A 23,897-nucleotide genomic window follows, 5' to 3' on the forward strand; every position below is an offset into this window, starting at 1 on the left:
GGACCGCCTCGGGACCTTCGATGGTGGGTGGGGCGAGCAGCCCGTCGTCGACCCGGACGGTGCGCCGCTGGGTGAGCCGCGGCAGGGCCTCGAGAGAGAACTCGGGCAGATCTGCGGTAGGGATGATGATGTCGCCGCCGCTGCGCAGTGTCTGCATTTCGTCGCGCTGAATCTGTCGATCCAGAGGAGCGAGCGTGAGCACGCCGTCGTCGACGGCCCACAAGCCGTGCGCCTCCGGACTTCCGATGATGTCGACCGACCGCGGGTCGAGCGGGTTGCCGTCCACTATGAGTTCGTTGGCGATGCGCGCACCGTCGGGGTGCTCGGTGATCGCGTAGTGCAGCGACGCCGGTCCGAACCGGATCGTCGTCGAACGTAATGACACAGGGTCGGCGATCAGCGTTACGCCGTCGGCGACGGCATCCGACAGCAACCGCCAGACTGCCCGTGGTGGTGCGGCCAGCGAGATGGTGTCGGCCGTCATTGCATAGGTGTTGCCCACCAGCAGACGTTGGATGGCGCGCAGCGCGGCGTGCTGCGACGGGTCGGCCGACCTACGGCGACCCGCGGCGATGTCCCGCCAGGACGCCCCCGTCTTGATCCAGTTCTCTCGCGCACCCATGATCATCGGCCGCAGCGTCAGCGAACCCCGCGGCGAGAACCGGGTGGGTGCCGACAGCCCGACGGCGAGTGCCAGGGGTTTGACTGATGGTGCGGTCGCCTCTTCGGCGGGACCGTCGAGGATCGACGCGACGGCCGCTCGCCACGACGGCGGTGCCGGGGCGGGCGCTTGCGTGGGCGACACGATCGACTGCACCAGTGAGAGCCCTGGGAGGGATTGCGGTTCGGCCGACGGGCGGGCCGCACCATTCTGCCCTGCCGCCGTGATCAGCAATGCCGCCACGTGCTTGCAGAATGTCTGCATCGGACAGGTGCACACGGTGCGTTCGATGTGCGAGAGTGCGGGCGAGCCGCGGAATCGGACCTGTTGTCGGTAATGATGGTTGCCGCTGCCCCGGCAGGTTCCGGTGAGGACGGACGCGTCGCTGGACCAGGCATGGTCGAGGACCCTGCCATGGCGGGCGTAGTCCCGCCCGCGCCCAACCGTGGTGCGCCCGAACGCCCGACTCAACTCGGGGCTGGAGACTTCGAGGGAAGCAATGCTCACGGGTCCAGACAGTACGTTCGCCCACCGACAACTTTCGGCAACGCATCGTTGCGCCACATCGCCAATGCCGCCGCCGATAGTTCATCGGCGGCGGCATCGGTGGTGTTCCTCAGACTCAGGTGATCTCGATACGGCTCCTCACTTCGTTCGTCGCCTACTCGATCAGCGGGGAAGGTCGCCTACTCGATCAGCGGGGAGAAGGTCGCCTACTCGGTCCGCGGGAAAGATCAGCGGGAGAGTGCGGTCAGGGGGTGACGACGTTGAAGGACTTGCTGAACGTGTCGAGGAGAGCGAACAGGTCGTAGGCCAGTTCCTCGTCGCCGGACAACTCGACCATGCCCGCGGACACCGCGTCGGCGAGCTGCACGGCACCGAGGGCCAAGCCGGTCAGCGCTGCCTTGGGCAGTCGCACCGTGGCGTCGGCGTCGGTCGTCGAATCCGCGGGTGTGCAGTTGAGCACGCCATGGGTCAGCTCGGCGCGGCGGTATTCACCGGTGTCGGAGATACCCAGCAGCAGAACGAAATTGCGTCCGCTGGCCTTCGGGCCATTGACACGGATGGCCATGTAGTCGAGCAGCATGTCGACGGTCATCGCGCCGACGACCTCGCTGCCGTTCAACGCCGCCTCATCGCTGTGCACGCCTTCCCGCAGGTCCTGTGCACCGGTCAGGTAGAAGTTGCGCCACGGGGCCGACTCGCTTTGGTAGCCGAGTTGCTCCAGCGCATCGGCCTGCAGTTCGCGGGCCTCGGCGTTGTCCGGGTCGGCGAACACCACGTGGTTGACCACCTGCGCCACCCACCGGTAGTCCCCGTCGTCGAAAGACTTGCGCGCCTTGCGAAGCACTTCCTCCGCACCACCCATGAACTCGAGGTAGCGTCGGCCGGACTCGACCGGGGTATGCGGGTGCAGGGTGGCCGGGTTGCCGTCGAACCAGCCCAGGTAGCGCTGGTAGACGCCCTTGACGTTGTGGTTGAGTGACCCGTAGTAGCCGCGGGCCGTCCAGGAGGTGTCGAGACCTTCGGGGAGTTCGATCATCTCGGCGATCTCGACCATCGTGTGACCGTGTGCCGCCAGCCGCAGTGTCTCGTCGTGGATGTAGCGATAGAGGTCACGGTGCTCGGCGAGCAGATCGGAGATCGCGTCGGAGCCCCACACCGGCCACTGGTGGCAGATGAACATCACGTCGGAGATGGCGCCGTACCGCTGCAGCGCCTCGTCGAGGTAGCGGCTCCATCCCAGGGAGTCGCGGACCTGCGCGCCGCGCAGGGTGTAGAGGTTGTGCATGTGGTGAGACACGTTCTCGGCCATGCACAATGCCCGCATGTCGGGAAGGTAGAAGTGCATCTCGGCGGGCGCCTCGGAGTCCGGGGTGTACTGGAACTCGAACCGCACGCCGTCGAGGACCAGTTCCTGGCCGCTCTCCGAGATGATCTCGGTGGGCTGCAGAAGGCTCATCTGCCCGCCCGACAGCGCGATACCGAGGCCGGTGGACACCACACCGGCGCCGTTGACCGGCACGTTCTGTCCGTACATGTACTGCGCCCGCCGCATCATGGCGTTGCCGGCGTACACGTTTTCGCTGACGGCGTGCTCCAGGAATCCGAGCGGCGCCACGATCCGGACGGCGCCGCTGGTCACGTCGTCGTCGGAGATGATGCCCTTCACGCCGCCGAAATGGTCGGCGTGGCTGTGGGTGTAGATGACCGCGCGAATCGGCTTGTCCCCCAGGTGTTCGTACGTCAGCTCCATGGCTGCGCGGGCGCATTCGACGGAGGTGAGCGGATCGACGATGACATAGCCGGTGTCACCTTCGATGATCGTCATGTTCGAGATGTCGAAACCGCGGACCTGGAAGATGTGATCGGCGACCTTGAAAAGACCGTGGGCGGAGTGCAGCTGAGACATCCGCCAGAGGCTGGGGTTGACCGTGTCCGGAGCGTCGTCCTGCAGGAAGGCGAATCGTTCCAGATCCCACACGACGCGGCCGGTGTCGTCGGTGATCACCATCGGATCGAGGGTGGCGATGAAGCCGCGATGGGCGTCGTCGAAGGCACGACGATCCTCGAAGGGCAGGGCCGAGAGCACGGACTGGTTGGCGGCGGCGGTGTGGGCGGTGGCAGGTTTGGTGGTGGCAGGTTTTGCGTTGGTGGACAAGGTTTTTCCGTTCATGAATCAGGGGTGGTGGACGTTGGATGAGGAGGGTGCGGTCAGGCCGCCGGGCGGCCGGTCGCGGTCAGTCGTGCAGTGTCGCGCTCAGGGCTGATCAGGGTCACGGCCAGCAGACCGCCGACGATCACGAAGACGCCGGTCAGGGCGAAGACCACGGTGTATCCGGAGCTGGGATCGCTGCCCGCCCGGTCGACGAGGACGCCGGCGACGAACGGGGCGATCACACCGGCCAGGGAGTAGAACCCCACGAACGCTCCGAGCACGACGCCGCGCTGGCGGACGGGTGCGATTTCTCCGCACGCCACCGCGCCCGCCGCGAACGCCACACCGCACATGCCCAGACCGAGGGCGAGCAGTCCGAGGATCATGGCGTGCCCATGGACCACCGCGGACAGGAGGATGCAGACACCCGCCACGACGGCGATGGAACCGGGCAGTACGCCTCGCGCCCACCGGCTCGACACGCCGCCCTTCATCAGGCGCTGGCTCCCGAATCCCTGTGCAAGCAAAGCGATCACACCAACGATCCAGGGCAGCGCGGTCAGGGTTCCGGCGGTTGCCTTGCTGTAGCCGAGGTCGTCGGTGAGGAATGCCGGCACCCAGGCGATCAGCAGTGCTATGGCCCAGTACCCGGCGAACGCGCTCAACGCGCACCCGATCCAGGTCCGCGAGCCCAAGATCTTCCGCAGGGGCACGTGGACGCGATCGAGGGGACGGACGGACTCGGTAGCAGCGGAAGTGGCATCGGCAGTGGCGGGCGCATCGATCGGCCCGTCACGTCCGATGACCAGCCACAGCGCACTCCACACCACGCCGACCACCGCGACGGCGACGAAGGCCGACCGCCACCCGTGCGTGGCAATGAGCCAGGCAAGCACAGGTGCACCGACGATGACGCCCAGCGGCGAAGCAAGGGTCAACCACGCCGTCGGCATACTGCGATCGGCGTCCTTGAACCATTTCTGCACGGCATGCTGCGCGACACCGAACGCGGGACCTTCCGCGGCACCGAGAACGACGCGAGACAGCAGGATGACCGTGAATCCCGCCGGGCCGATCACCGGCAGCATCGCGGCCGACCAGATCAGCGCCAGCACGATCAGCACCTTGCGGGTGCTGAAGCGGTCGGCGAGATGTCCGACGACCAGGGCCGAAATGCTGAACAGCAGGAAGAACGCACTCGAGATGGTGCCGTACTGCTGGGCGGTGAGCCCGAACTCGGCGCGAATACTGGTCGCGGCCAAGCCCAAGACCGCCTTGTCGGCGAAATTGATCATCATCAGCACCATCAGCATGACGGTGATGACCCATGCGCGGATGCCGCCGATCGTCATCGGCCTTCGACCGGTACGGCGATCGGTATCGGGATCCCGTTCCGGTTGCGCCGGCGGTGGAGGAAGCGTCGACGCCGCACTGCGTTGACGGGTGGTCGATTGGTCCATCGTGATTCCTTGCATCTTCTCGTGGTTGCGCCGGAGGGGGTTGGCGCCGGGGGACGTGGGGCAGCTGGTACGTGCAGGCACCACGCGGTATCGGTGCCGATCGGTGGCGCAGGCCGTAGAGCGACATCAACGTGGTTCACATCACATTTGCTGCTGATACTTAACGCTAAGGTGGGCCATTAACCATCGCAATAGCGCATCGCCACAGGTGCAGCGCGAGTAGAATGTGCGATCGCACAACACATGGAGGTAGGCATGACCGTTCTGACGCCCACCCCACCTCCGGCGGGGACTGGTGACCTGCTCAATCGGCTGCAGGGTCGCGCCGCCGAGATCATCAAGCATTCGTCGTGGGACACCTCCGAGGTGCTCCGCACACTGCCGCCGGAGATAAGGCTCACCGAGGTGCCCTGGGTGGCCCGCAGGAACCTGTCGGCGATCTTCCGGGCGCTGCGCGACAATGCCACACCCAGCGACGACGAGCTGCGCCCGGCGCGGGCGATCGCCGTGCAGCGAGCCGACGAGGGTGTACCCCTGTCGGTGGTGATTCGCAATTGGCAACGCGGATTCGAAGGCTTCTGGAGTGAAGCGGCATCCATCGCCAGACCGGAGGAGACCGCCGAGATCGCCTACCTGGGTGCCGCGCTGATATCCCTGTTCGGCGCCTACTCGGCGACCCTGGTGGATGCCTACGAGCAGGAGAAGGTCATCCTCGACAGCGAGAAGAGCAGTGCCGGGCATCTGGTGGCGCGCATGATCCTCGACGGGCAGGAAGCCCGTCCCTATGCCGACCGCTTCCGGATCGAGCTGGCCGCCGAGTACCACGTTCTCGCGCTGGCGATCGCCTCGACTCCGGAGGAACAGGTCGAGGACGCGACCGGCCGGCTGGTGGCCGGTCGACGGAAGATGCGCAGGATTCTCTCCCTACCCGAGTTCCACCGCACCAATCCGACCCTGACCACGCTGGGTCCTGCGGGCGGCCACCTCCTCATGCCGGTGGACCCGAACAGCAGATCGTCGGCCGACGTCGTGGCCGGTGCGCTGGTCGAGCGCATTCGGTCATCGGTGGATGTCCCGATCCGGGCAGGACTCGTCGAGGCGGTTCCGATCGCGGACGTGCCGTCCGCGGGGACGCTGGCGTCCGAGGTGCTGAGGCTGTCGTCGGCGCACCGCAGTGAGCGCACCATCTATCGGCTCGCCGACGTCGCACTCGCGTATCAGCTGACGCGACCCGGCCCGGCCAGCGAGCACCTGCGCAGCGTCCTGGAGCCCCTCGAGCCGTTCCCCGATCTGATCACGTTCCTCCAGGACTACCTCCGCTGCGACATGGACCGCGCCCGCACCGCGAGAACGCTGGGAGTGCACCCGAACACCGTCAACAATCGGCTACACAAGGTGGCGTCACTCTGCGGGATCGACCCGGCCGGATTCGAAGGGGTGATGGCCTTCGGGGCGGCATTGATCGTCGCCAACAGCACGCCGGAGGCATCGCCTGACTCCCCGCGACGACCGGCGGGTGGCCGTGGCGCTCCTGTGGCAGAGTGATCCGGACAATCAGGAAGCATCACCAGTTACGCCTCTCGATGACGAACGGGGACATGCCGATGAGTGCAGCGCCGGAGCAGACGACGCGTCGACGACTTCCGATCTGGGGATACCTACTCCTCGTCGTCGGCTACCTCGTCGCCATCCAGACGATTCCCCAACTGACCAAACCGAGTGACACCGAGTACGCCAATTTCGAGACCATCTCCGAGGTCACCCGCGGGCTGTGGGTCACCACCGGCGTCGGCATCCTCATCGTGCTGGTCGTCGTCGGGGTTTTGCGATGGTGGCGTCCGGTGTTCGTCGAAGAGAACCGACTGCCCCGCTGGGTGTGGTTGTTCCCGATCGTGCTGCTCGTCGCGGTCGCCGCCGGCACCGCCTATTCGCGACTGGCAGACCGGGGCGCGACCTTCACCATCCTCCTGCTGATCGGGGCACTGGCGGTCGGGGTCAGCGAAGAAGGCCTGTTCCGCGGGATCGGCGTCGTCACGTTCCGAGAGGCGGGCTACAGCGACGGCATGGTGGCGCTGTGGACGTCGGTGATCTTCGGCCTGGCCCATGCCACCAACCTGTTCACCGAGGGGTTCGGCGCCATCCCCCAGGTGCTCACCACCGCCGTCGCCGGCTACTTCTTCTACCTGACCCGGCGGGTGTCCGGGTCGCTGATCGTCGCGATGGCTGTGCACGGACTGTGGGATTTCGGGCTGATCTCCTGCAGCCTCGGAGACGCCATCAGTCTCGGCGCCGCGCTGTTCATCCTTGCCGACATCGTTCTCGCGATCATCGCGATCGCCACCATCCGCAAGGTGTTTCCCAAACGGCAGCCCTCGGGGAGCCAACCGGTGGCCTCCTAGACCGGCCACCCCAGCCCGCAGACCACCGCCATCAATCAACGCCGGCGCACCGAAGCGCGACGTTGTCGAGCACGCGTCCGTACCTACTGGGTCGACACGTTCGCACCGACCTCGGCGATCATCTCGAGACCGATGGCGAGGTTGTCGAGTCGAGCCCCGACGGTCTCGCCCGCCGGATACATCCGAACGGTGTCGACGCCGGCGTCCTGCCAGACCTGCAGTCGACGACGCACCATCTCCCGGGTCCCGATGAGCGTGGTGGCCAGCACCATGTCATCGGTGATGAGCGCGGCGGCACCGATCCGGTCGCCCTCCTGCCAGCGGGCACGGACCTCGGCTGCGACATCCGCCCAGCCCTGCCGCGCATAGGCGGCGTTGTAGAAGTTCGTCGAGGCCGAGCCCATACCGCCGAGGCTGAACGCGAGTTCGCCCTTGCGGCCGGCGATGTGGCGCACCATGTCGTCCTCGTCGTCGAACACGGCGATCTCCGCACCCTGGCAGACGTCCAGATCTGCCCGGACCCGCCCGGCCGATGCGAGTCCCGCATCGAGATGGTCGAAGTAGGCGCCAGCCCCTTCCGGCACGAAACTGGTGCCGAGCCAACCATCGGCGATCGCACCGGTCAACTCGAGCATCTTCGGCGACAGGGATGCCAGGTAGATCGGAATATCCGGATTAGGCGCCATCGACAGACGCATCGGGCGGGTCGAGTCGTCGGCCGGGATCGTCACGGTCTGACCCTGATAACTCACCTTGTCGCCGGCGAACACCTGCCGGATCACGCCGACTGTCTCCCGCATCCGCCGCAGCGGACGGTCGAACGGGACACCGTGCAGACCGGAGATCACCTGTGGCCCCGATGCTCCCAGACCCAGGAGGAAGCGTCCGTCGCTCAGATCCGCGAGCGTGAGCGCGGCCTGCGCGATGGCCACGGGCGTGCGGGTCCCGATCTGGATCACGCCCGAGCCGAGCGTGAGACCGTCGGTGCGGGCGGCGAGATAGCCCAACACGGATGGCGCATCCGACCCCCAGGCCTCGGCCACCCAGCACACATCGAGCCCGAGGCGTTCGGCCTCGAGTACGAAATCGATTGTCTGGGAGCGTGACTGCGATATCTCGACGGTGGTCGCGCTGCGCATCAGCCGACCGCCTCGACGCGGCGCTTGATATCGGCGACGGTGCGCGACATCGCTTTCTCGAACTCACGCATCCGCACGAACACGATCTTCTGCTCCTTGTCGGGCATCGCGTCGATCGCGAACGACAGACCTGAACGCCCCGGCCCGATCCGCATCCACTGACGCAGCAGTGTTCCCCCGTCCTTCGCGTCGAGGGTGAACCGCCACAGCGACGACGGGGTATCTGCATCCTCCACCGCCCAGGCAAAACGTCGCGGCGGGTCCCACTCCACGACGTGCGATGTCGTCGACCACTCACCGAGAGCGTCGTGCTTGCTGGTGCCGACGAAGGTGCTGCCGACCCCGGGTGGTGTCGTCGGGTCGGTCCACGACGCCGTGGCGAGTTCATCGCTCATCTCGGGCATCACGGTCACATCACTGACGACGCCCCACACGACCTCCGGCGGCGCATCGACCCATGTGTCGACCTCAACCGTCGGCCCGTCGGCGTACCGCACTCCGGTCCATTCCATGGCAAGACCACCTTCCTCACATCACCGTGAGCTAGATAGTCTCATAATTAGACCTAGCTGGTCAACGCTTCATTCTGGAGCGTGGGCCGCGTCGACACGACGGAATCGTTCGACGATGTCCGGGCGGTCGCGGAGGTGCTCGGGGTAGCCGGGTCCCATACTCATGCGGGATTCCTCGATCGGGATGGGCTCACCGCAGTGCTCGCACACGACCGCCACGCTCGTGTCGTGTCCACATGCGGTGTGGTGCAACGTGATCGGCGGGCCCGATTCGTCGGCCATCCAGCGGTCGCCCCACTGGGTGATGGCCAGGAGCACACCCCACAGGTCCGCACCCTTGGGCGTCAGCACGTATTCGTGGCGTCGCGGCTCGGACTGGTATTCGTGTCGTTCGAGGACTCCCGCGTCGACCAGTTTCTTCAGCCGGTCGACGAGGGTGTTGCGTGCTATCCCGAGTTCGCGCTGGATGTCGTCGAACCGCCGGATACCGTAGAAGATCTCGCGCAGCACCAGCACGGTCCAGGAGTCGCCGACGACGTCCATCGTCCGTGCCACCGAGCACGGCCAGTTCTCGAATGAGGTCCGTCGCATAGCACCAGGTTAGCGTCTCATCTCTGGACTGAGCAGCTCATAGGGACAGTGCACTCTCCCCGAAGTCCGAACCCTCCACATCGCGATCTTGCGCGGATTACGGTGAGGCAGATTGGTCACCGGCTTGGAGGAACTGACATGCTCGGGTGGATCCGCAACCTCGTCTCCGCAGCGGCATCCGGTCTTGCGACGGCCACCCACCCCGGCACCACGCCCGCTACCCCGTCGTCAAACTACGCACTCACCCCAACCGGTGCTCTGAACTGGATCGGGGCGCATCCGATCCCGACCGGCTCCGTGATCGACAGCGTCGATGCGGCCAAGTTGCTCCTCAGGCAACTCGGCATCACCCCGTTCACGTCGACGATCGGTGCGTGCACCGACCTCACCTTCCCGCTCGCCGTCGGCGGCGCGGTGCATGGTCCGTACACACCGGGCATCGGCGACCTGACGATCCAATTCCCGCCCCACGTCGGGCCGAGGGTTGACCTGAACGCCGTCCGCAAGGGCGAGGTCCTCTACGGATTCGTCCCGACCGGGATCATCGACGAGTCCACGAACAAGTCGGGGATGCGCGTGGCCTGGTTGAACCTCGACACCCTGCAGGGCGACATCGGCGAGCCGATGGGCGGGTTCACCGACACGATCCTCGACGCGGTGAAGAAGCGCGCGGCCGAGGCGAGAATCCCGCGCGACGTCATCAACGGGATCATCGACAGCATGCTCAAGCCCGCGCTCAACCGGATCCCGCAGGCCGGCGTGCGCGGCGGACTCGTCGACACCGGTCCGGGAACGGTTCTCTCCGCGATCTACGGGACCGTGCAGAGGTCGAACGCGACCTGCCTGTTCGCCCCCAGTCTCGGGATCACCGCCGCCAGGTAGTGCCGGTTGTGGTCATCGAGGTCCTGTCGTTTCGCTCTTGCAGGTCTTGCGCTCTTGTCCTACAGAGTCAAAATTGTGTCCTTCGCTGTCAATACCAAATCCGGCAACCTGGACATGATGTGGACCATAGAGCCCGACCCAGTGAAAGGCACGCCACATGACCCGCCTGCCCGAAGCCGACGACGATCCACATCGCATCCGATCGTGAAACCCGCCCCCGAGACGGCGACGGCGTGCCACGCTCTGAGTAAGGCGGTGGGCGCCCGCGCCGCCATGCCCGACCACCACGTACTGCCAGGTCGGTCCGTCGTCGTTGGACACGGCACACGGACACAATGAGGAATCGAGGAGAAACACGCATGTTGAGCACGATGCAAGACGTCCCGTTGTCGGTGGCGCAGTTGCTGCGGCATGGCAGCACCGTCCACGCTCACGCGGAGGTCGTGACGTGGACCGACGACGGCCCCCGACGACGCAGCTACGCCGAGGTCGGCCGCCGCTGCGCACAGCTCGCGCACGCGCTGCGCGGCCTGGGCGTCACCGGTGACGAGCGGGTCGCCACGTTCATGTGGAACAACGCCGAGCACATGGAGGCCTACCTCGCGATCCCGTCGATGGGCGCGGTGCTGCACACCCTCAACATCCGACTGTTCCCCGAGCAGCTGGTCTTTGTGGCCAACCACGCCGAAGACCACGTCATCATCGTCGACCCCACGCTGCTGCCGTTGCTGAACCCGCTGCTGGGTCAGCTGGGCACCGTCAAGCATCTGATCGTCACCGGCGATTCCACCGCCGGCGTCGAGGCCCCCGAGGGTGTCACGGTCCACTCCTACGAAGCGCTGATCGCCGACCAGCCCATCGACTTCGACTGGCCAGAGGGCGACGAGCGGAACGCGGCCGCGATGTGCTACACCTCCGGCACCACCGGCGACCCGAAAGGTGTTGCCTACTCCCACCGTTCGATCTACCTGCACTCCATGCAGGTCTGCATGACCGACGGCCCCGCGCTCAAGCAGGGTGACCGCGCGCTGGCAGTGGTTCCGCAGTTCCACGCCATGTCCTGGGGTCTGCCGTATGCCGCATTCATGATCGGTGCGTCGCTGATCATGCCCGACCGCTTCCTGCAGCCCGAACCGCTGGCCGCGATGATCGCCGCCGAGAAGCCCACCTTCTCCGCCGCCGTCCCCACCATCTGGCAGGGCCTGCACCAGTACCTGGAGGCCCACCCACAGGACATCTCGTTCATGAAGGACGTCCTCATCGGCGGCTCCGCCGTTCCGCCGTCGCTGATGCACACCTTCGAGGAGGACCATGGCGTGCAGGTGCTGCACGCGTGGGGTATGACCGAGACCTCACCGCTCGGCTCGGTGGCCCGTCCGCCCGCCGGCACCGAGGGCGAGGAGCGGTGGCGCTACCGCTACACCCAGGGTCTGTTCCCGGCATCGGTGCAGGCCCGGATCGTCGACGAGCTGGGTGAGGTCCTCCCCAACGACGGCAAGACCGTCGGCGAACTCGAGGTCCGCGGCCCGTGGATCACCGGCTCCTACTACGGCGTCGACGCGCCGGAGAAGTTCCAGGACGGCTGGCTGCGCACCGGCGACGTCGGCACCATCACCCCCGACGGCTACCTCACCCTGACCGACCGCACCAAGGACATCATCAAGTCCGGTGGTGAGTGGATCTCCTCGGTGGACCTGGAGAACGCGGTGATGGGTCACCCGGACGTCGTCGAGGCGGCCGTCATCGGTGTGCCGGACGCCAAGTGGGACGAGCGCCCGCTGGTCGCCGTGGTGCTGCGGGAAGGCTCCGACGCCACGCCGGACTCGCTGCGAGAGTTCCTGTCCGACAAGGTCGCCAAGTGGCAGTTGCCGGAGAACTGGACAGTGATCAACGCGGTCCCCAAGACCAGTGTCGGCAAGTTCGACAAGAAGCGGCTGCGGTCGCAGTACAAGGACGGTGACCTCTCGGTCACCCGGCTCTGAGTCGGGCGCTTCGCCGCACGGCCGCTGACCAATTTGTTTTTCGTCCCGGGTATCGCTATACCCCCCGCGAGCACGCGGAGGGCAAGGCGATACCCGGGGGACGAACCTGGTTTACCCCGGTTTACCCCATGGCCTGCGGCCGCAGTCGAGGCTCCCGGGCGGGGGCCAGGTGCTCGTACAGGTCGGCCACCAATGCTTCCCGGATGTCGCGGACCGCCGGATCGTCCCAACGGTTCTCCCACTGGTACGGGTCGTCGGCGAGGTTGTACAGCTCCCCCTCGCTGCCGTCGTAGACGATCTGGTCCGGGACGTCTTCGGGTGCGATGCCGAAATCGGCGTAGCGTCGGGCGCGGTCGAAGCCGTACTCGAAGTCGTTGGCCTCGTATGCAGTACAGAGCCACCCGTCCTTGACAATGGTGCGCAGCCGGAATCCGGTGTCGAGCTGGCTGTCCCACTCGATGATGGCCCGTTCGCGTCCCGACCCGGGCGCGGTGGGCAGCGGTGCGCCCTGCATCCACTCGGCGGGTTCGATACCGGCGATCTGACAGAACAGCGGCGCGAGGTCGACCTGGCTCACCGGTTCGGGAACCACTGCGGGCGGGATGTGGGCCGACGGCGCCGGTCGCCAGATCATCGGCAGCCGCATCAACGCGTCGACATGGTAGGGCCCCTTGAACATCAGGCCCAGTTCACCCTGGAACTCACCGTGATCGGTCGTGACGATGACGTCGGTGTCGTCGCCCCAACCCCGGGCCTCGATGTGCTCGAGCACCCGACCGTAGGCCTCGTCAAGGATCTCGTTCTTGGCATGGCAGACGGCATTGATCTCGCGGATCTGATCGTCGGTCAGGTCGGCCGGCACGAAATCCGCAGGTGCCGCATCGACATTGGGCACCGAACCGTCGTACCACGCCTGCCAGTGGCGCGGGCGGTTCGCGAGGATCTCGCGGATTCGTTCGGCCGAACCGGGATGCCCGGGCGGCAGATCCAGGCCGCGCCAGTCGACCCGCTTGTGCTCGCTGGCCGGCAGATCCCATGGGTGATGGGGGTCCGGGAAGCTCATCCAACAGAACCAGTCCTCGTCGTCGTCGAGGCTGTCGAGCCACTCGATCACCGCGTCGGCGACCCAGTCGGTGTGGTAGTCCTCTCGACGAATCGGATTGAAGCTGACCGCCGGCGCGCCGGTGTCCCCGCCGGGGGCGGTCGAGAACGTACGCAGGAATCCGCCGACCTCATCGGGGTGGTTCTCGCGCAACCAGGTTCCGTAGTGCGACGCGCCGAACGTACCGTGTCCGGCGAACCGGACGTAGTCGAATCCGCGATAGGGTCCGCTCTCGCCGTTGGCGACAAGGCGGTTCTGCTCGTACTTGAACTCCGGGTCGGCGATCGGCTCGAAGTGGACCTTACCGATAAGCGAGGTCGTGTATCCCGCGTCGGAGAGCACCTGCGCAACGCTGGGGGCATCGTCGGGTAGCGGCACCCCGTTGGCGATGGCACCGTGGGTGCGGGGGTATTGGCCGGTGAGGATGCTCGACCGCGCCGGGGTGCAGACCGTGTTGGCGCAGTACGCCCTTTCGAACCTGATGCCATTCGCCGCGAGCGCGTCGGTGGTCGGGGTCCGGGCGACCGTGCCGCCGTTGCAGCCGTATGCGTCGTAGCGCTGCTGATCGGTGGTGATGAAGAGAATCTTGCGGCCCACAATTGCTCCGTTGACTGTTGAGTGGTTTCGAGTATCTGATGTCAGGACTGCGCGAATATCCGCGACGGCGTGCCGTTCAGGAGGCGGCGCGCAGTACCGGAACGGCGGAGAGTAGCTGCCGTGTGTACGGTTCCTGCACGCCGTCGAGGGTCAGCTCGTCCGAGGTGCACGCCTCGACGATCTTGCCGTGTTGCATGACGACCACGCGATCGCAGAAGAGCCGGATGACGCCGATGTCGTGACTGATCAGCAGGTAGGTGAGGTTCCGCTCGCGGCGAAGCTCCAGCAGGAGTTCGAGAATCTGCGCCTGCACCGACACGTCGAGTGCCGACACGGATTCGTCGAGGACGATCATCTTCGGCGAGACAGCGAGCGCCCGCGCGATAGACGCGCGTTGCCGCTGCCCACCCGACAGGTTGCCCGGACGTCGCGTTGCGAACGCGTCCCCCAGGCCGACGAGATCGAGCATCTCGCGGGCCACTTTGCGGGCCTCGCGGTCCGACGCTCCGCGCCAGTTGCGGACCGGCTCGGCCACCGTGTCCTCCAGGGTCATCCCCGGATTCAACGATGTGTAGGGGTCCTGGAAGACCAGCTGCAGGCTGCGCCACGCTTCGCGGTCGAACTTGCCGCGCGGATACAGATCCTGGCCGTCGAGCCGAATCGTTCCGCTGTCTGGTTTGACGAGCCCGCAGATCGTCCCGGCGAGCGTCGACTTCCCCGAGCCCGACTCGCCCACGATGCCAACGGATTCGCCCGCTTGCACCTGCAGTGACACGTCGTCGACGGCCACGGTGCGCAGCGGCGGCGCCGGCCACCGCGACGTGCGATAGACCTTGGTCACGCCGGTCACGTCCAACAATGGTTCAGTCATCGTTTCCACCTCCGAAATTCGCTTGTGCCGCAACCGGAATCCGAGCGTTCAGGTCGTCGGGCAATGTCCCGTCACGTCGAATGCATCGCACCTGGCGTCCATCTGCCATCGGTCGCAACGGGATGGGCTGCGCCTCGCACTCGGGGATCCGCAGTGCACAGCGCGGCGCGAACCGGCATCCGGGGCCGGCCTCGGCGAGCGCCAGCACACTGCCGGGCAGGGGCTGCAACCCGCCGAGTTCCATGGCTCGCTCGGGGATGCAGCGCAACAGTCCTTCGAGATACGGATGCAGCGGGTCGCCGAGCATGGCCTCGGTCGGTCCGGTGTCGACGAGCTGTCCGGCGTACATGACCATCATCCGGTCGCTGCGTTCACTCACCACACCCAGGTCATGGGAGATGAGCAGCGCGGCCAGACCCATCTCGGTGCGCAGCCGATCGATCAGGTCCATGACGCTCTTCTGCACCGTGACATCGAGTGCCGTGGTCGGCTCATCCGCGATGAGAACCTGCGGCTCCCGGGCAATCGCGATGCCGATCATCGCCCGCTGCCGCATACCGCCGGAGAACTCGAACGGGTACTGCTTCGCGCGTTCGGCCGGGCGGTTCATCTCGACCCGGTCGAGGATTTCCACGGCGCGGCGCTTGGCGTCTCCGCGGGAGATTCCCCGGTGCCGTATACGGACCGCCTCGGCGATCTGGTCGCCGATCCGCATCGACGGATTCAGGCTTGTCATCGGGTTCTGGAAGATCACGGACACGCCGTCGGGGCATGCGGTCGCGGACGTGTCGACGACCTGGCCTCCGATGGTGATCGTGCCCGCGTTCTGCCGAACGCCGTCGGGGAGCAACCCCGCCAGGGCCGACCCGGTCAGACTCTTTCCCGATCCCGACTCTCCGACGAGCCCGACCATCTCGCCGGCGAACACGTCGAAGGACACACCGTCGACGAGCTGCACGTGCGGGTCGTGCCCACAGGTCTCGATCCCGAGGTCTGTCACCGACACCACCGGCCGACGACCGACGTGGGCGATGTTCTGGTTGTGCTCGCTCATCACCGCACCTCCTCATTCTTGTTCTTGTTGAGCGCATCGCCGACGATGTTCAGGCTCAGGATCAACAGAGTCAGCACCACTGCCGGGATCAACACCACACGCGGCACCGTGGCCAGGAGCGTCGACGCGCCGGTGAGCAACGTGCCCAGGCTCGCGTCGGGCGGCTGCACGCCGATACCGAGGAAGCTGATCCCCGCTTCGACCACCAACGCCAGCCCGAGCAGGTAGCTCACCTGAACCACCAGCTGCGACCGCACACCCGGCATGACGTAGCGCCGGAGGATGCGGACGTGTCCCACGCCCGACATCCGGGCGGCGATCACGTACGGTGCGCGAGCCAGCGGGATCGTCTGGGTCCGGATGACCCGGAGCAGCCGCGGCGCGAAGACGACGCCGAGGATCACCATCTGGCCGTTGATGCTCAGGTCGAGTGCGGTCTGCGTGGCGAGCAGCAGGATCAGGGCGGGCACGATGAGGATCACGTCCGCCAACCTGCCGAAGACCTGATCGAGCCATCCGCCGCGATAACCGGCCAGCAGACCCAGCGGGAGCCCGATGAGGGTGGCCACGGTCACCGCGATCAGCGCGGCGATCATCGAGGTGTGGATACCCCAGAGCAGTCGGCTGAACAGGTCGCGGCCGAGTTCGTCCGTGCCCAACCAGTGGTCGGCGGACACGGGCCCCAGCGTGTTCATCAGGTCCTGCGCGTTGGGGTCCGGAATCGGCAGGAAGGGGACGAGGATGGTAATGGCAAGGGCCAGCCCGAGGATGACCATGGCGGACCATTCGAGTACGGATCTGCGCTTGCGTTTGACGGTGCGCACGCCGGTCCCCCCGTTCGCCTCGGGTGCCTCGGATGTCTTGGCTGTCTGGGTTGCCTGGGTTGCTTGGGTTTCCTGGGAATCGACCACGTCGATAGCTACTTCACTCATCGTGTTGTCCTAGTTGCCGGGTTGAGCCAGAGGGCGACGAGGTCGGCCACCAGATTGGCGGCCAGCACCACCGCGCCGAACAGCGCGACCAGCGCCATCACGACCGGGAAGTCCTGTCCTCGTACGGAATCGATCATCAACGTGCCCACGCCGGGCACCGCGAACACCACTTCGACCATCAGGGCGCCGGTGATCAGCACACCGACCTCGAGGCCGATGACGGTCACGAGCGGCGCCGAGGCGTTGCGTGCGACATGGCGGAAGAAGATCTGGAAGGGTTGCACACCCTTCATCCGGGCGACACGCACGTAGTCGGCGCCGTATTCGGAGATCAGGGCGGCCCGGAACGTCCGGGTCTGCAAGCACATGAGCGAGAGGGCCAGCGCCAAGGCCGGGAGCACCAGGAATCGCATCGTTCCCAACAGGCCGGCCTGCGAGGGCGGCTGGTAGCCACCTGCCGGAAACATCGGGATCCAGATTGCGAACACCAGGATGAGTCCCAGACCGACAAGGAAGTTCGGGATGGCAACACCCAGCAGCGTGACGCCCTGCATGGCCTTGTCGAGCCACCCGTTGGGCCGGATGCCGACCAGGGAGCCGATCACGAGCGTCACCAGCACCGCGATCCCCATCGCCGTGATGGACAGCAGCAGAGTCGCCGGCAGATGCTCTCCGACGAGACTGGACACACTGCCCTTGTTCTGCATGGAGGTTCCGAGGTCGCCGGTCACGAAGCCGCCCAGCCAATGTCCGTACTGGACGAGCAACGGCTGGTCGAATCCCAGCTGGGTCCGCAATTCGGCCACCTGCTGCGGGGTTGCGGTGTCCCCGGCGAGTGCCGCGGCCGGATCTCCGACCGAGTACAGCAGCAGGAAGGTTCCAAAGGTCACCGCGATCAGCAGCGGGATCGCGATCGCGACCCGGCTCACCACACGGCGCAAGATCAACATCAACATTGTGTCAGCTCCTCACCGACGATCGTTTCGCGCCGCATTATCCGGAAACGCCGCGGAAGTCAGGGAATGAAGGCGCCCAGGGCATTTGCCATCCGGTCACGTAGGGCGCGATCACGTAAGCGGTCTTCGGGGTGAGCACCGGGATGAGGAAGGAACTGGAGTCGATCATCCCGGAGATCTCCCGGTAGTCCTCGGTGCGCTTGGTCTGATCGGTCTCCATCTTCGCGGCAGCGGCAAGTTGCGCCACTCCCGGGACCGACGCCTTTCCAGGGTTGTAGAGCCCGGTCGGCAGCACGTAGCGCTCGATCGACTCGGACGGGTCGAACGCGTTGCCGGTGGCGCCGAAGGCAATCGCGATGTCCTTGGCCTGGGTGAATCGGCTGACCACCTGGGGCGGTGCGAGAGGGACGACGCTCGCCTTCAGTCCGACGGCCTCCAGTTGCTGCTGCAGGATGGTTGCGAGCTGTTCGAAGGTCTTGTTGCCGGCCACGGTCGCGATGTCCACGTGCGCCCCGGTCGCGCCGGCCTCGGCCACGAGCGCCTTGGCCCGTTCCGGGTCATACGGGAACTTGTTCAGTCCGAGGTTGGGATCGAAGGCCGTGGTGCCTGCTCCCATGATCTGACCGGTGGCTTCGCAGTTGCCGTGCAGCAGTCCTGTGCAGATGCGTGCGCGATCCAATGCGAGGTTGACCGCCTCACGCACTCGCGGGTCGTCGAACGGTTTGATCGCCGAGTTGATCGAGAACGTGTAGTTCTCCGCGCCCAGACTCTGCTCGACCGTGTAGCCTGCCGATTCGGCCGGTTTGACCATGTCGTTGGGCAGGATGGTGACGTCGATGGCTCCCGAGCGCACGGCGTTCAGCTTTGCGTCGTCGGCGAGATATTCGATCACCAATGTGTCGACCGCGGCCGCCTTGGGATCCCAGTAGCCCGGGGTCTTCGCGTACACGACGCGGCTCGGTTGCACGCTTTTCAGCGTGAACGGACCGATGCCGGCGGCCTGCCCGGACAGATCCTCTTTGTCGGCAATTGCCTTGTCCGAGATCATCATTCCCGTCGGCCCGGCAAAGAGCCGGGGCAGGGCCCCGACGCCGTTGGCGGAGTGCAGCCGCACCTTGTAGTCGCCGAGCGTCTGGGTCTGAACACCCGCAAGCGAGGCCCGGTTGGTGCTCTTGGGCAGGTTCTGTGATCGCGCGATGTTGGCGGCGACCGTGCGCGACGTGAACGGTGTTCCGTCCGGGAACTTCAGACCCGCGCGGAGGGTGAGGTCGAGATACGGCCCGGCGGCATCCTTGCCGGACGTCCAGGCCGTCGCCAGCCTCGGCTGCACGGTCTCGTCGTGACTCAGTGCGGTCAGGGTGTCGTAGACCGGGGTGTCGTACATCGACATCTGCCGCAGTGGCAGCAGGTCCGGGTCCATGGTGGTGGCCGCGGTCGGTGCCGCGAAGGTCAGCGTGCCGTCGCGCGAGGTCCCGGGACCGCTGCACGCGGTCACCGAAGCCAGTAGCAGCGCGCCGGCACTGGCGGCCAAGAACAGCCTCTTCATCGGGAACAACATTCCTCTCCTGTGACGGTTCCGGAAGGGGATTTGCGCTTGTGGTCCGGAACACATTTAGAACTGAATCTGATTTTAGATACAGAAACGCGGTTGCACAACCCCGCTGGCCAACCTGATCTGGTAGCGCGCATCAAACCGGTCATGAGTCCGCACCTGAGCGGCGCGCGGAAGCCACATCGTCGATGGGGGCTCTGTGGGGTGAGGTTTTCGGCGGCGGCGTGCAGCGGATCAGGGCAGGGGATCAACGCAGCGAATCAGGGCAGGGGATTGGGCCGCCGGATAGCCAAAAAGACGGTCCCGCTGACGTGCAGTGCACGTCAGCGGGACCGTCGGGCTTGCGTGGGAGTCTTAGCGGGTCACACGGACCGGCTCACACGGTGTCTGCGAGCTTCGATCGGGTGATCTTTCCGGTCGCGGTCTTCGGCATCTCGGTCAGGAAGGTGACCTTCCGCGGCACCTTGTAACCGGCGAGCCGCTCCTTGCAGTGGCGGACGACCACGTCCTCGGTCAGACCGGGATCGCGTGCGACGATCGCCGCCGAGACGCGACGACCCCAGCGCTCGTCGGGTGTCCCGTACACGGCGACCTCGACGACGTCGGGCAACTCCGCGATGACGCCTTCGACCTCACCGGGATGGACGTTCTCCCCACCGGTGATGATCATGTCGTCCGACCGGCCCTCGATGTACAGGTAGCCATCGTCGTCGACGCGGCCGATGTCGCGAGTGTTCAGCCAGCCGTCGATGAAGACCTTTGCACTCTGTTCCGGGCGCCCGATGTAGTGGTCGGCCATGAACGGCGTCCGGAACCAGAGGACGCCCGATCGCCCGGCCGGCAGCCGCTCGCCGGTTTCCACATCCCTGACCTCGACCTCGCAACCGATACTCACCCGTCCCGCGGACGCGAGCCGCCCGACATGTTCGCCCTCGAGCTGATGGTCCTCGGGCCACAGGTAGCTCACCACACCGCCGCCCTCGGTCATCCCGTAGACCTGGCAGAACTCGCAGCCGAGCACATCGATGGCCTCCCGCAACAACGGCACGGTGATCGACGACGCGCCGTAGCCCATATGGCGGAATTCCGGCAGATCCCGGGGTTCCGCGACGAGCTGATCGACGATGGCCCTGATCAGCGTGGGCACGAAGACGGCATGGGTGACGCGCTGATCGGCCATCGCATCCACGATCGTCTTCGGGGACGCCTCGGCGAGGTAGATCTGCCGAGCACCAAACACCAGGCCGTACATCGCCCAGTAGGCACCGGCCAGGTGGAAGACCGGCGGCACGATGAGCAACCGCGAGGATGCGTCGAAACGGTGCGGGGTGGGCGTGGCGACGCCGATCTCGAACCCCAGGCGGGTGACCGGCACCGCCTTCGGCACCCCGGTCGAACCGGAGGTGAAGAACACCATTGCCACGTCGTCGGCGGCCGGCTCGAGCGGCGCGGCAGTCGCGTGTCCGGGCCAGGGATCGGTGGTGGTCTGGTCGATCACCTCGACGTGAACCCCGTCGCCCGCAATCGCCCGCGCGACGTCGGCGAACGCCGCGCTCGTGAACACATGGGTAACGCCGGCATCCGCGCAGGAGCCGGCCAGGTCCGCCTCGGGCAGTCGCCAGTTGAGGCCGACGAGGGCGGCGCGCTGCCGCCACGCTCCGAGCAGGGTGATCGCGTATCCGACGTCGTTCTGCCCCAGCCAGGCGACTCGCGATCCCGCGCCGCCGGTGTGCGCAATGATGTCTGCGGCACACCCGGCCGCATGGTCGAGTTGCGACCAGGTCAGCGTCACCGCGGGCCCCACGATGGCCGTCTCGTCGGGACGCTGCCGTGCATGCTCGCGGACTGCTGCGTCCACGGTCACCGTCGGCCATTCCCGAGCCGTCCCCAGGCTGTGCGTCAGCACACCGTTGTCCATGATTGTCTCCCATCCGAACGGCGGTAGCTGTCACCGCTCTGTCGAGGTGGGCACCTGCGGGCACCCGAGTGAGTGTTATGTGGCGGATTTGTCGGCTTTGGACACCGCGAGCCATTTCTGATGTTAGATTTAGTTTTAGAACTTTTGCAAGGCTTTGTCAGGAAAGAGATGATTCGGACTGCGCCGAGGGGGCGGACGTCGCCCTCGCGGTCGGTGGTGCCCGGACACCGCGGAACATCAGGAAATCGGAGGTGGACACCCAGTGCCAGCCACTGCGAAGGGACAGCGGACCGAGGAGGCCATGCTCGACGCCGCCCGGCAGGTCTTTGCCCAGAAGGGTTTTCTCAACGCGAAGATCTCGGACATCGCCAAGGCCGCCGGCCGATCACCAGGATCGTTCTACAACTACTACGAGAACAAGGAGCAACTCCTCGAGGCGCTCCTCGACCAGTTCTCCACAGACGTGGTCGAGGGCGCGCTCGAGGCTAAGACGGGCGATCCATTCGACGGGATCCGCGGTGCGGTGCGGGCGTATTGGGTCAACTACAAGAAGTATCTGCCGGAGATCATCGGCGTCTTCCAGCTGTCGATGACCGACGAGTCCTTCGCCGCGCGCTGGAGGGCGAACCGCGCGGCGGGTATTCGCGCCATCCTGGTCGGGCTGGCGAGCGCCGACCGGTCCGGGTCGCAGACCGGCGTGGACCCCGACCTGCTCGCATCGGCTCTCGTCTCGATGCTCGAGGGCTTCTGTTGGACCTGGCTGGCGATGGGTGGCGAGTCGGGGGTCGAGCGCCCCGACGACGAAGCCGCGATCGACACGCTCGCGACAGTCTGGTATCGCGCCGTGTACGACGATCCGGCGCAGGGCTGACACAGATCCGGCGACGCAGCCGAGCCGGATTGGCCACGTGGCGTGGTCAATCCGGCTCGGCTGATGTCAGTTGGATACCGGCGACGGTGTCGGGAATCCACCGGCGTGCAACACGCCCGCCGGCAGTCGCCGCCCGAACAGCGCCTCGAGCCAGTCTCCGGCCTCCTGCAGCGCCACGGTGTCGAGGCCATGGTCGATCCCGCTGCGCTCGAGAGCGTAGGCGAGGTCCTCGGTGGCGATGTTGCCGGTCGCGTTCGGCGCGAACGGGCAGCCGCCGATCCCACCGAGACTTGCGTCGAGGATCGACACCCCGGCCTCGACCGCGGTCAGTGCGTTGGCGATTCCGCAGTTGCGGGTGTCGTGGAAGTGGGCACGCAGCGCGGTGCCGGATGTGACCAGCTCGGCCGCGACTGCGACACGCTCCCGCACGGCGACCGGGACGGCCACCCCGATGGTGTCGGCGAGTGACAGTTCGGCCGGCGGCTCCTCGAGCACACGGCTCACGATCGAGCGCAACCTGTCCAGGGGCACCTCGCCCTCGAACGGGCAGCCGAACGCCACCGCGACCGTCAGGTTGGCGGTGACCCCGGCGGCGCGGGCGGTCCTGGCGATGTTGTGCCAGATCTGCACGCCGCCGTCGATGTCGGTGCCCTGATTGCGTCGGCTGAACGTGTCGGTGCAGTGGATCACCGCGTTCACCTCGCTGACCCCGGCCGCGATGGCGCGGTCAAGTCCGCGTTCGTTGAGGATCAGCGCGCTGTAGGCCACCCCGTCGCGTGCCGGCAGGCTCGCCATCAGGTCCTCGGCGTCGGCCATGGCCGGCACCTTGCCGGGGTGGACGAAGCTCGTCACCTCGACGTTGCGTGCGCCGAACCCGACGGCTCGCTCCACGAGTTCGGCCTTCTGCGCGGTGGTCAGCCGCACGGACTCGTTCTGCAGCCCGTCGCGGGGCGAGACCTCGACGATCCTGACCCCGCTCATGACGCCGACCGTCCGAACGTACCGATCCGTTCGCGGGCAAGGTCACTGGTGATGACCGCGAGCTGATTGGTCGTCTCCGCCGACAGCGCCCCGGCGAGGTCCCGGGTCCAGGTGTCGTTGAGCAGTTGTTTGGTTCCCGCCAGTGCCTCGGCGGAGTATCCGGCCAGTCGGTCGGCGATCTCGAACCCGACGTCGTGCAGGTCCTCGGGTGCGACGACGCGGTTGATCATCCCCATCGCGAGGGCGTCGGGCGCCGGGATCTGCTCGCCGAGCAGGCACAACTCGCGTGCCCGCCGTTCGCCGACCAGACGGGGCAGCAACCAGCTGGCGCCGCTGTCCAGGGAGAGTCCCCGGTGGATGAACAGCTGTGCGAACCGGGCCTTCTCGCTCACGTAGACGAGGTCGCAGGCCAGCGCCAGGTTCACCCCCGACCCGGCGGCGATGCCGTCGACCAGCGCGATGGTCGGAATCGGCAACTCGTGCATGGCGAGCACGCACCGGTTGGACACCTCGATGCGCTGCGGCAGCGACTCCGGATCGTCGAGCAGACCCCCGACGTCGGAGCCGCCACAGAACGCGCCACCCGCACCGGTCACGACCAGGACTCGGTCGCGACCGCCCGGGTCCAGCGAGTTCAGGTGCTCCTCGAACTGCGCCCACATCGCGTCGGTCATCGCGTTGCGCTTCTCGGGGCGGTCCAGGGTGATCAGGACGACGCCGTCGCGACGTTCCAGGCGAACGGTCATGGCCGTCCTCCGCGTGCCGCCCAGCCGTACTC

General features: G+C 66.5%; 20 protein-coding genes. 5 read left to right on the forward strand and 15 right to left on the reverse strand.

Annotated elements, in window-relative coordinates:
• The 3 genes from GORHZ_RS16310 to GORHZ_RS16320 all read right to left on the reverse strand — a co-directional run.
• Positions 1 to 1,168: SWIM zinc finger family protein (locus GORHZ_RS16310; protein WP_006334747.1), on the reverse strand; the 1,168-nt coding region annotated here is incomplete at its 3' end.
• 244 nt (positions 1,169 to 1,412) lie between these two features.
• Positions 1,413 to 3,323, reverse strand: coding sequence for an alkyl/aryl-sulfatase (locus GORHZ_RS16315; RefSeq protein WP_006334748.1), 1,911 nt, complete (start codon positions 3,321 to 3,323; stop codon positions 1,413 to 1,415).
• A 53-nt stretch (positions 3,324 to 3,376) separates the two neighbouring features.
• Complete coding sequence (locus tag GORHZ_RS16320; RefSeq protein ID WP_157205220.1) at positions 3,377 to 4,780, reverse strand: MFS transporter; 1,404 nt, start codon at positions 4,778 to 4,780, stop codon at positions 3,377 to 3,379.
• A gap of 255 nt (positions 4,781 to 5,035) precedes the next feature.
• Here GORHZ_RS16320 and GORHZ_RS16325 point away from each other — a divergent pair, with 255 nt between their 5' ends.
• Entirely contained in the window at positions 5,036 to 6,325 is a 1,290-nt protein-coding gene (locus tag GORHZ_RS16325) for a PucR family transcriptional regulator (protein WP_040532298.1), read from the forward strand.
• Positions 6,326 to 6,384: 59 nt separating this feature from the next.
• Positions 6,385 to 7,179 (forward strand): CPBP family intramembrane glutamic endopeptidase, encoded by a 795-nt coding sequence (locus GORHZ_RS16330; protein ID WP_157205221.1) that lies wholly within the window; start codon positions 6,385 to 6,387, stop codon positions 7,177 to 7,179.
• Positions 7,180 to 7,262: 83 nt separating this feature from the next.
• On the opposite strand, the gene GORHZ_RS16335 is transcribed toward GORHZ_RS16330, so the two are convergent.
• The 3 genes from GORHZ_RS16335 to GORHZ_RS16345 form a co-directional block, all read right to left on the reverse strand.
• A complete protein-coding gene (locus GORHZ_RS16335; RefSeq protein WP_006334752.1) occupies positions 7,263 to 8,318 on the reverse strand; it encodes an LLM class flavin-dependent oxidoreductase in 1,056 nt (351 codons plus the stop codon).
• Positions 8,318 to 8,830, reverse strand: coding sequence for an SRPBCC family protein (locus tag GORHZ_RS16340; RefSeq protein ID WP_006334753.1), 513 nt, complete (start codon positions 8,828 to 8,830; stop codon positions 8,318 to 8,320). The genes GORHZ_RS16335 and GORHZ_RS16340 overlap by 1 nt, the downstream gene beginning before the upstream one ends.
• 69 nt (positions 8,831 to 8,899) lie before the next feature.
• Positions 8,900 to 9,421, reverse strand: coding sequence for a winged helix-turn-helix transcriptional regulator (locus tag GORHZ_RS16345; RefSeq protein WP_040532299.1), 522 nt, complete (start codon positions 9,419 to 9,421; stop codon positions 8,900 to 8,902).
• A 138-nt stretch (positions 9,422 to 9,559) separates the two neighbouring features.
• Here GORHZ_RS16345 and GORHZ_RS16350 point away from each other — a divergent pair, with 138 nt between their 5' ends.
• Positions 9,560 to 10,303, forward strand: a complete 744-nt coding sequence (locus GORHZ_RS16350; protein WP_006334761.1) for a hypothetical protein — start codon at positions 9,560 to 9,562, stop codon at positions 10,301 to 10,303.
• Positions 10,304 to 10,662: 359 nt separating this feature from the next.
• Complete coding sequence (locus GORHZ_RS16355; RefSeq protein WP_006334762.1) at positions 10,663 to 12,285, forward strand: long-chain fatty acid--CoA ligase; 1,623 nt, start codon at positions 10,663 to 10,665, stop codon at positions 12,283 to 12,285.
• A 121-nt stretch (positions 12,286 to 12,406) separates the two neighbouring features.
• On the opposite strand, the gene GORHZ_RS16360 is transcribed toward GORHZ_RS16355, so the two are convergent.
• From GORHZ_RS16360 to GORHZ_RS16390, 7 genes are all read right to left on the reverse strand, one after another.
• Entirely contained in the window at positions 12,407 to 13,984 is a 1,578-nt protein-coding gene (locus GORHZ_RS16360) for a sulfatase family protein (RefSeq protein WP_006334763.1), read from the reverse strand.
• Positions 13,985 to 14,060: 76 nt separating this feature from the next.
• The gene (locus tag GORHZ_RS16365) at positions 14,061 to 14,855 is read right to left on the reverse strand and encodes an ABC transporter ATP-binding protein (RefSeq protein WP_006334764.1); all 795 of its coding nucleotides are present in this window, start codon (positions 14,853 to 14,855) and stop codon (positions 14,061 to 14,063) included.
• Positions 14,848 to 15,909: an ABC transporter ATP-binding protein gene (locus GORHZ_RS16370; RefSeq protein WP_006334770.1), complete on the reverse strand. Its 1,062-nt coding sequence runs from the start codon at positions 15,907 to 15,909 to the stop codon at positions 14,848 to 14,850. Before GORHZ_RS16370 ends, GORHZ_RS16365 begins: the two co-directional genes overlap by 8 nt.
• The gene (locus tag GORHZ_RS16375; RefSeq protein ID WP_006334772.1) at positions 15,909 to 16,841 is read right to left on the reverse strand and encodes an ABC transporter permease; all 933 of its coding nucleotides are present in this window, start codon (positions 16,839 to 16,841) and stop codon (positions 15,909 to 15,911) included. The genes GORHZ_RS16370 and GORHZ_RS16375 overlap by 1 nt, the downstream gene beginning before the upstream one ends.
• On the reverse strand, positions 16,838 to 17,797 hold the full coding sequence (locus tag GORHZ_RS16380) for an ABC transporter permease (protein ID WP_006334784.1): 960 nt from the start codon (positions 17,795 to 17,797) through the stop codon (positions 16,838 to 16,840). The genes GORHZ_RS16375 and GORHZ_RS16380 overlap by 4 nt, the downstream gene beginning before the upstream one ends.
• A gap of 37 nt (positions 17,798 to 17,834) precedes the next feature.
• Positions 17,835 to 19,343, reverse strand: coding sequence for an ABC transporter substrate-binding protein (locus tag GORHZ_RS16385; RefSeq protein ID WP_157205222.1), 1,509 nt, complete (start codon positions 19,341 to 19,343; stop codon positions 17,835 to 17,837).
• A gap of 382 nt (positions 19,344 to 19,725) precedes the next feature.
• A complete protein-coding gene (locus tag GORHZ_RS16390; RefSeq protein WP_006334786.1) occupies positions 19,726 to 21,267 on the reverse strand; it encodes a class I adenylate-forming enzyme family protein in 1,542 nt (513 codons plus the stop codon).
• A 262-nt stretch (positions 21,268 to 21,529) separates the two neighbouring features.
• On the opposite strand from GORHZ_RS16390, the gene GORHZ_RS16395 reads away from it, so the two are divergent.
• Positions 21,530 to 22,138, forward strand: coding sequence for a TetR/AcrR family transcriptional regulator (locus tag GORHZ_RS16395; protein ID WP_006334788.1), 609 nt, complete (start codon positions 21,530 to 21,532; stop codon positions 22,136 to 22,138).
• A gap of 66 nt (positions 22,139 to 22,204) precedes the next feature.
• On the opposite strand, the gene GORHZ_RS16400 is transcribed toward GORHZ_RS16395, so the two are convergent.
• Together GORHZ_RS16400 and GORHZ_RS16405 are read right to left on the reverse strand one after the other, a co-directional pair.
• Positions 22,205 to 23,119, reverse strand: a complete 915-nt coding sequence (locus GORHZ_RS16400; RefSeq protein ID WP_006334789.1) for a hydroxymethylglutaryl-CoA lyase — start codon at positions 23,117 to 23,119, stop codon at positions 22,205 to 22,207.
• Positions 23,116 to 23,865, reverse strand: a complete 750-nt coding sequence (locus GORHZ_RS16405; RefSeq protein ID WP_040532301.1) for an enoyl-CoA hydratase/isomerase family protein — start codon at positions 23,863 to 23,865, stop codon at positions 23,116 to 23,118. Before GORHZ_RS16405 ends, GORHZ_RS16400 begins: the two co-directional genes overlap by 4 nt.
• Positions 23,866 to 23,897: the final 32 nt, after the last annotated feature.

The organism is Gordonia rhizosphera NBRC 16068, from assembly GCF_000298195.1.
Classification (GTDB): Bacteria; Actinomycetota; Actinomycetes; order Mycobacteriales; family Mycobacteriaceae; genus Gordonia; species Gordonia rhizosphera.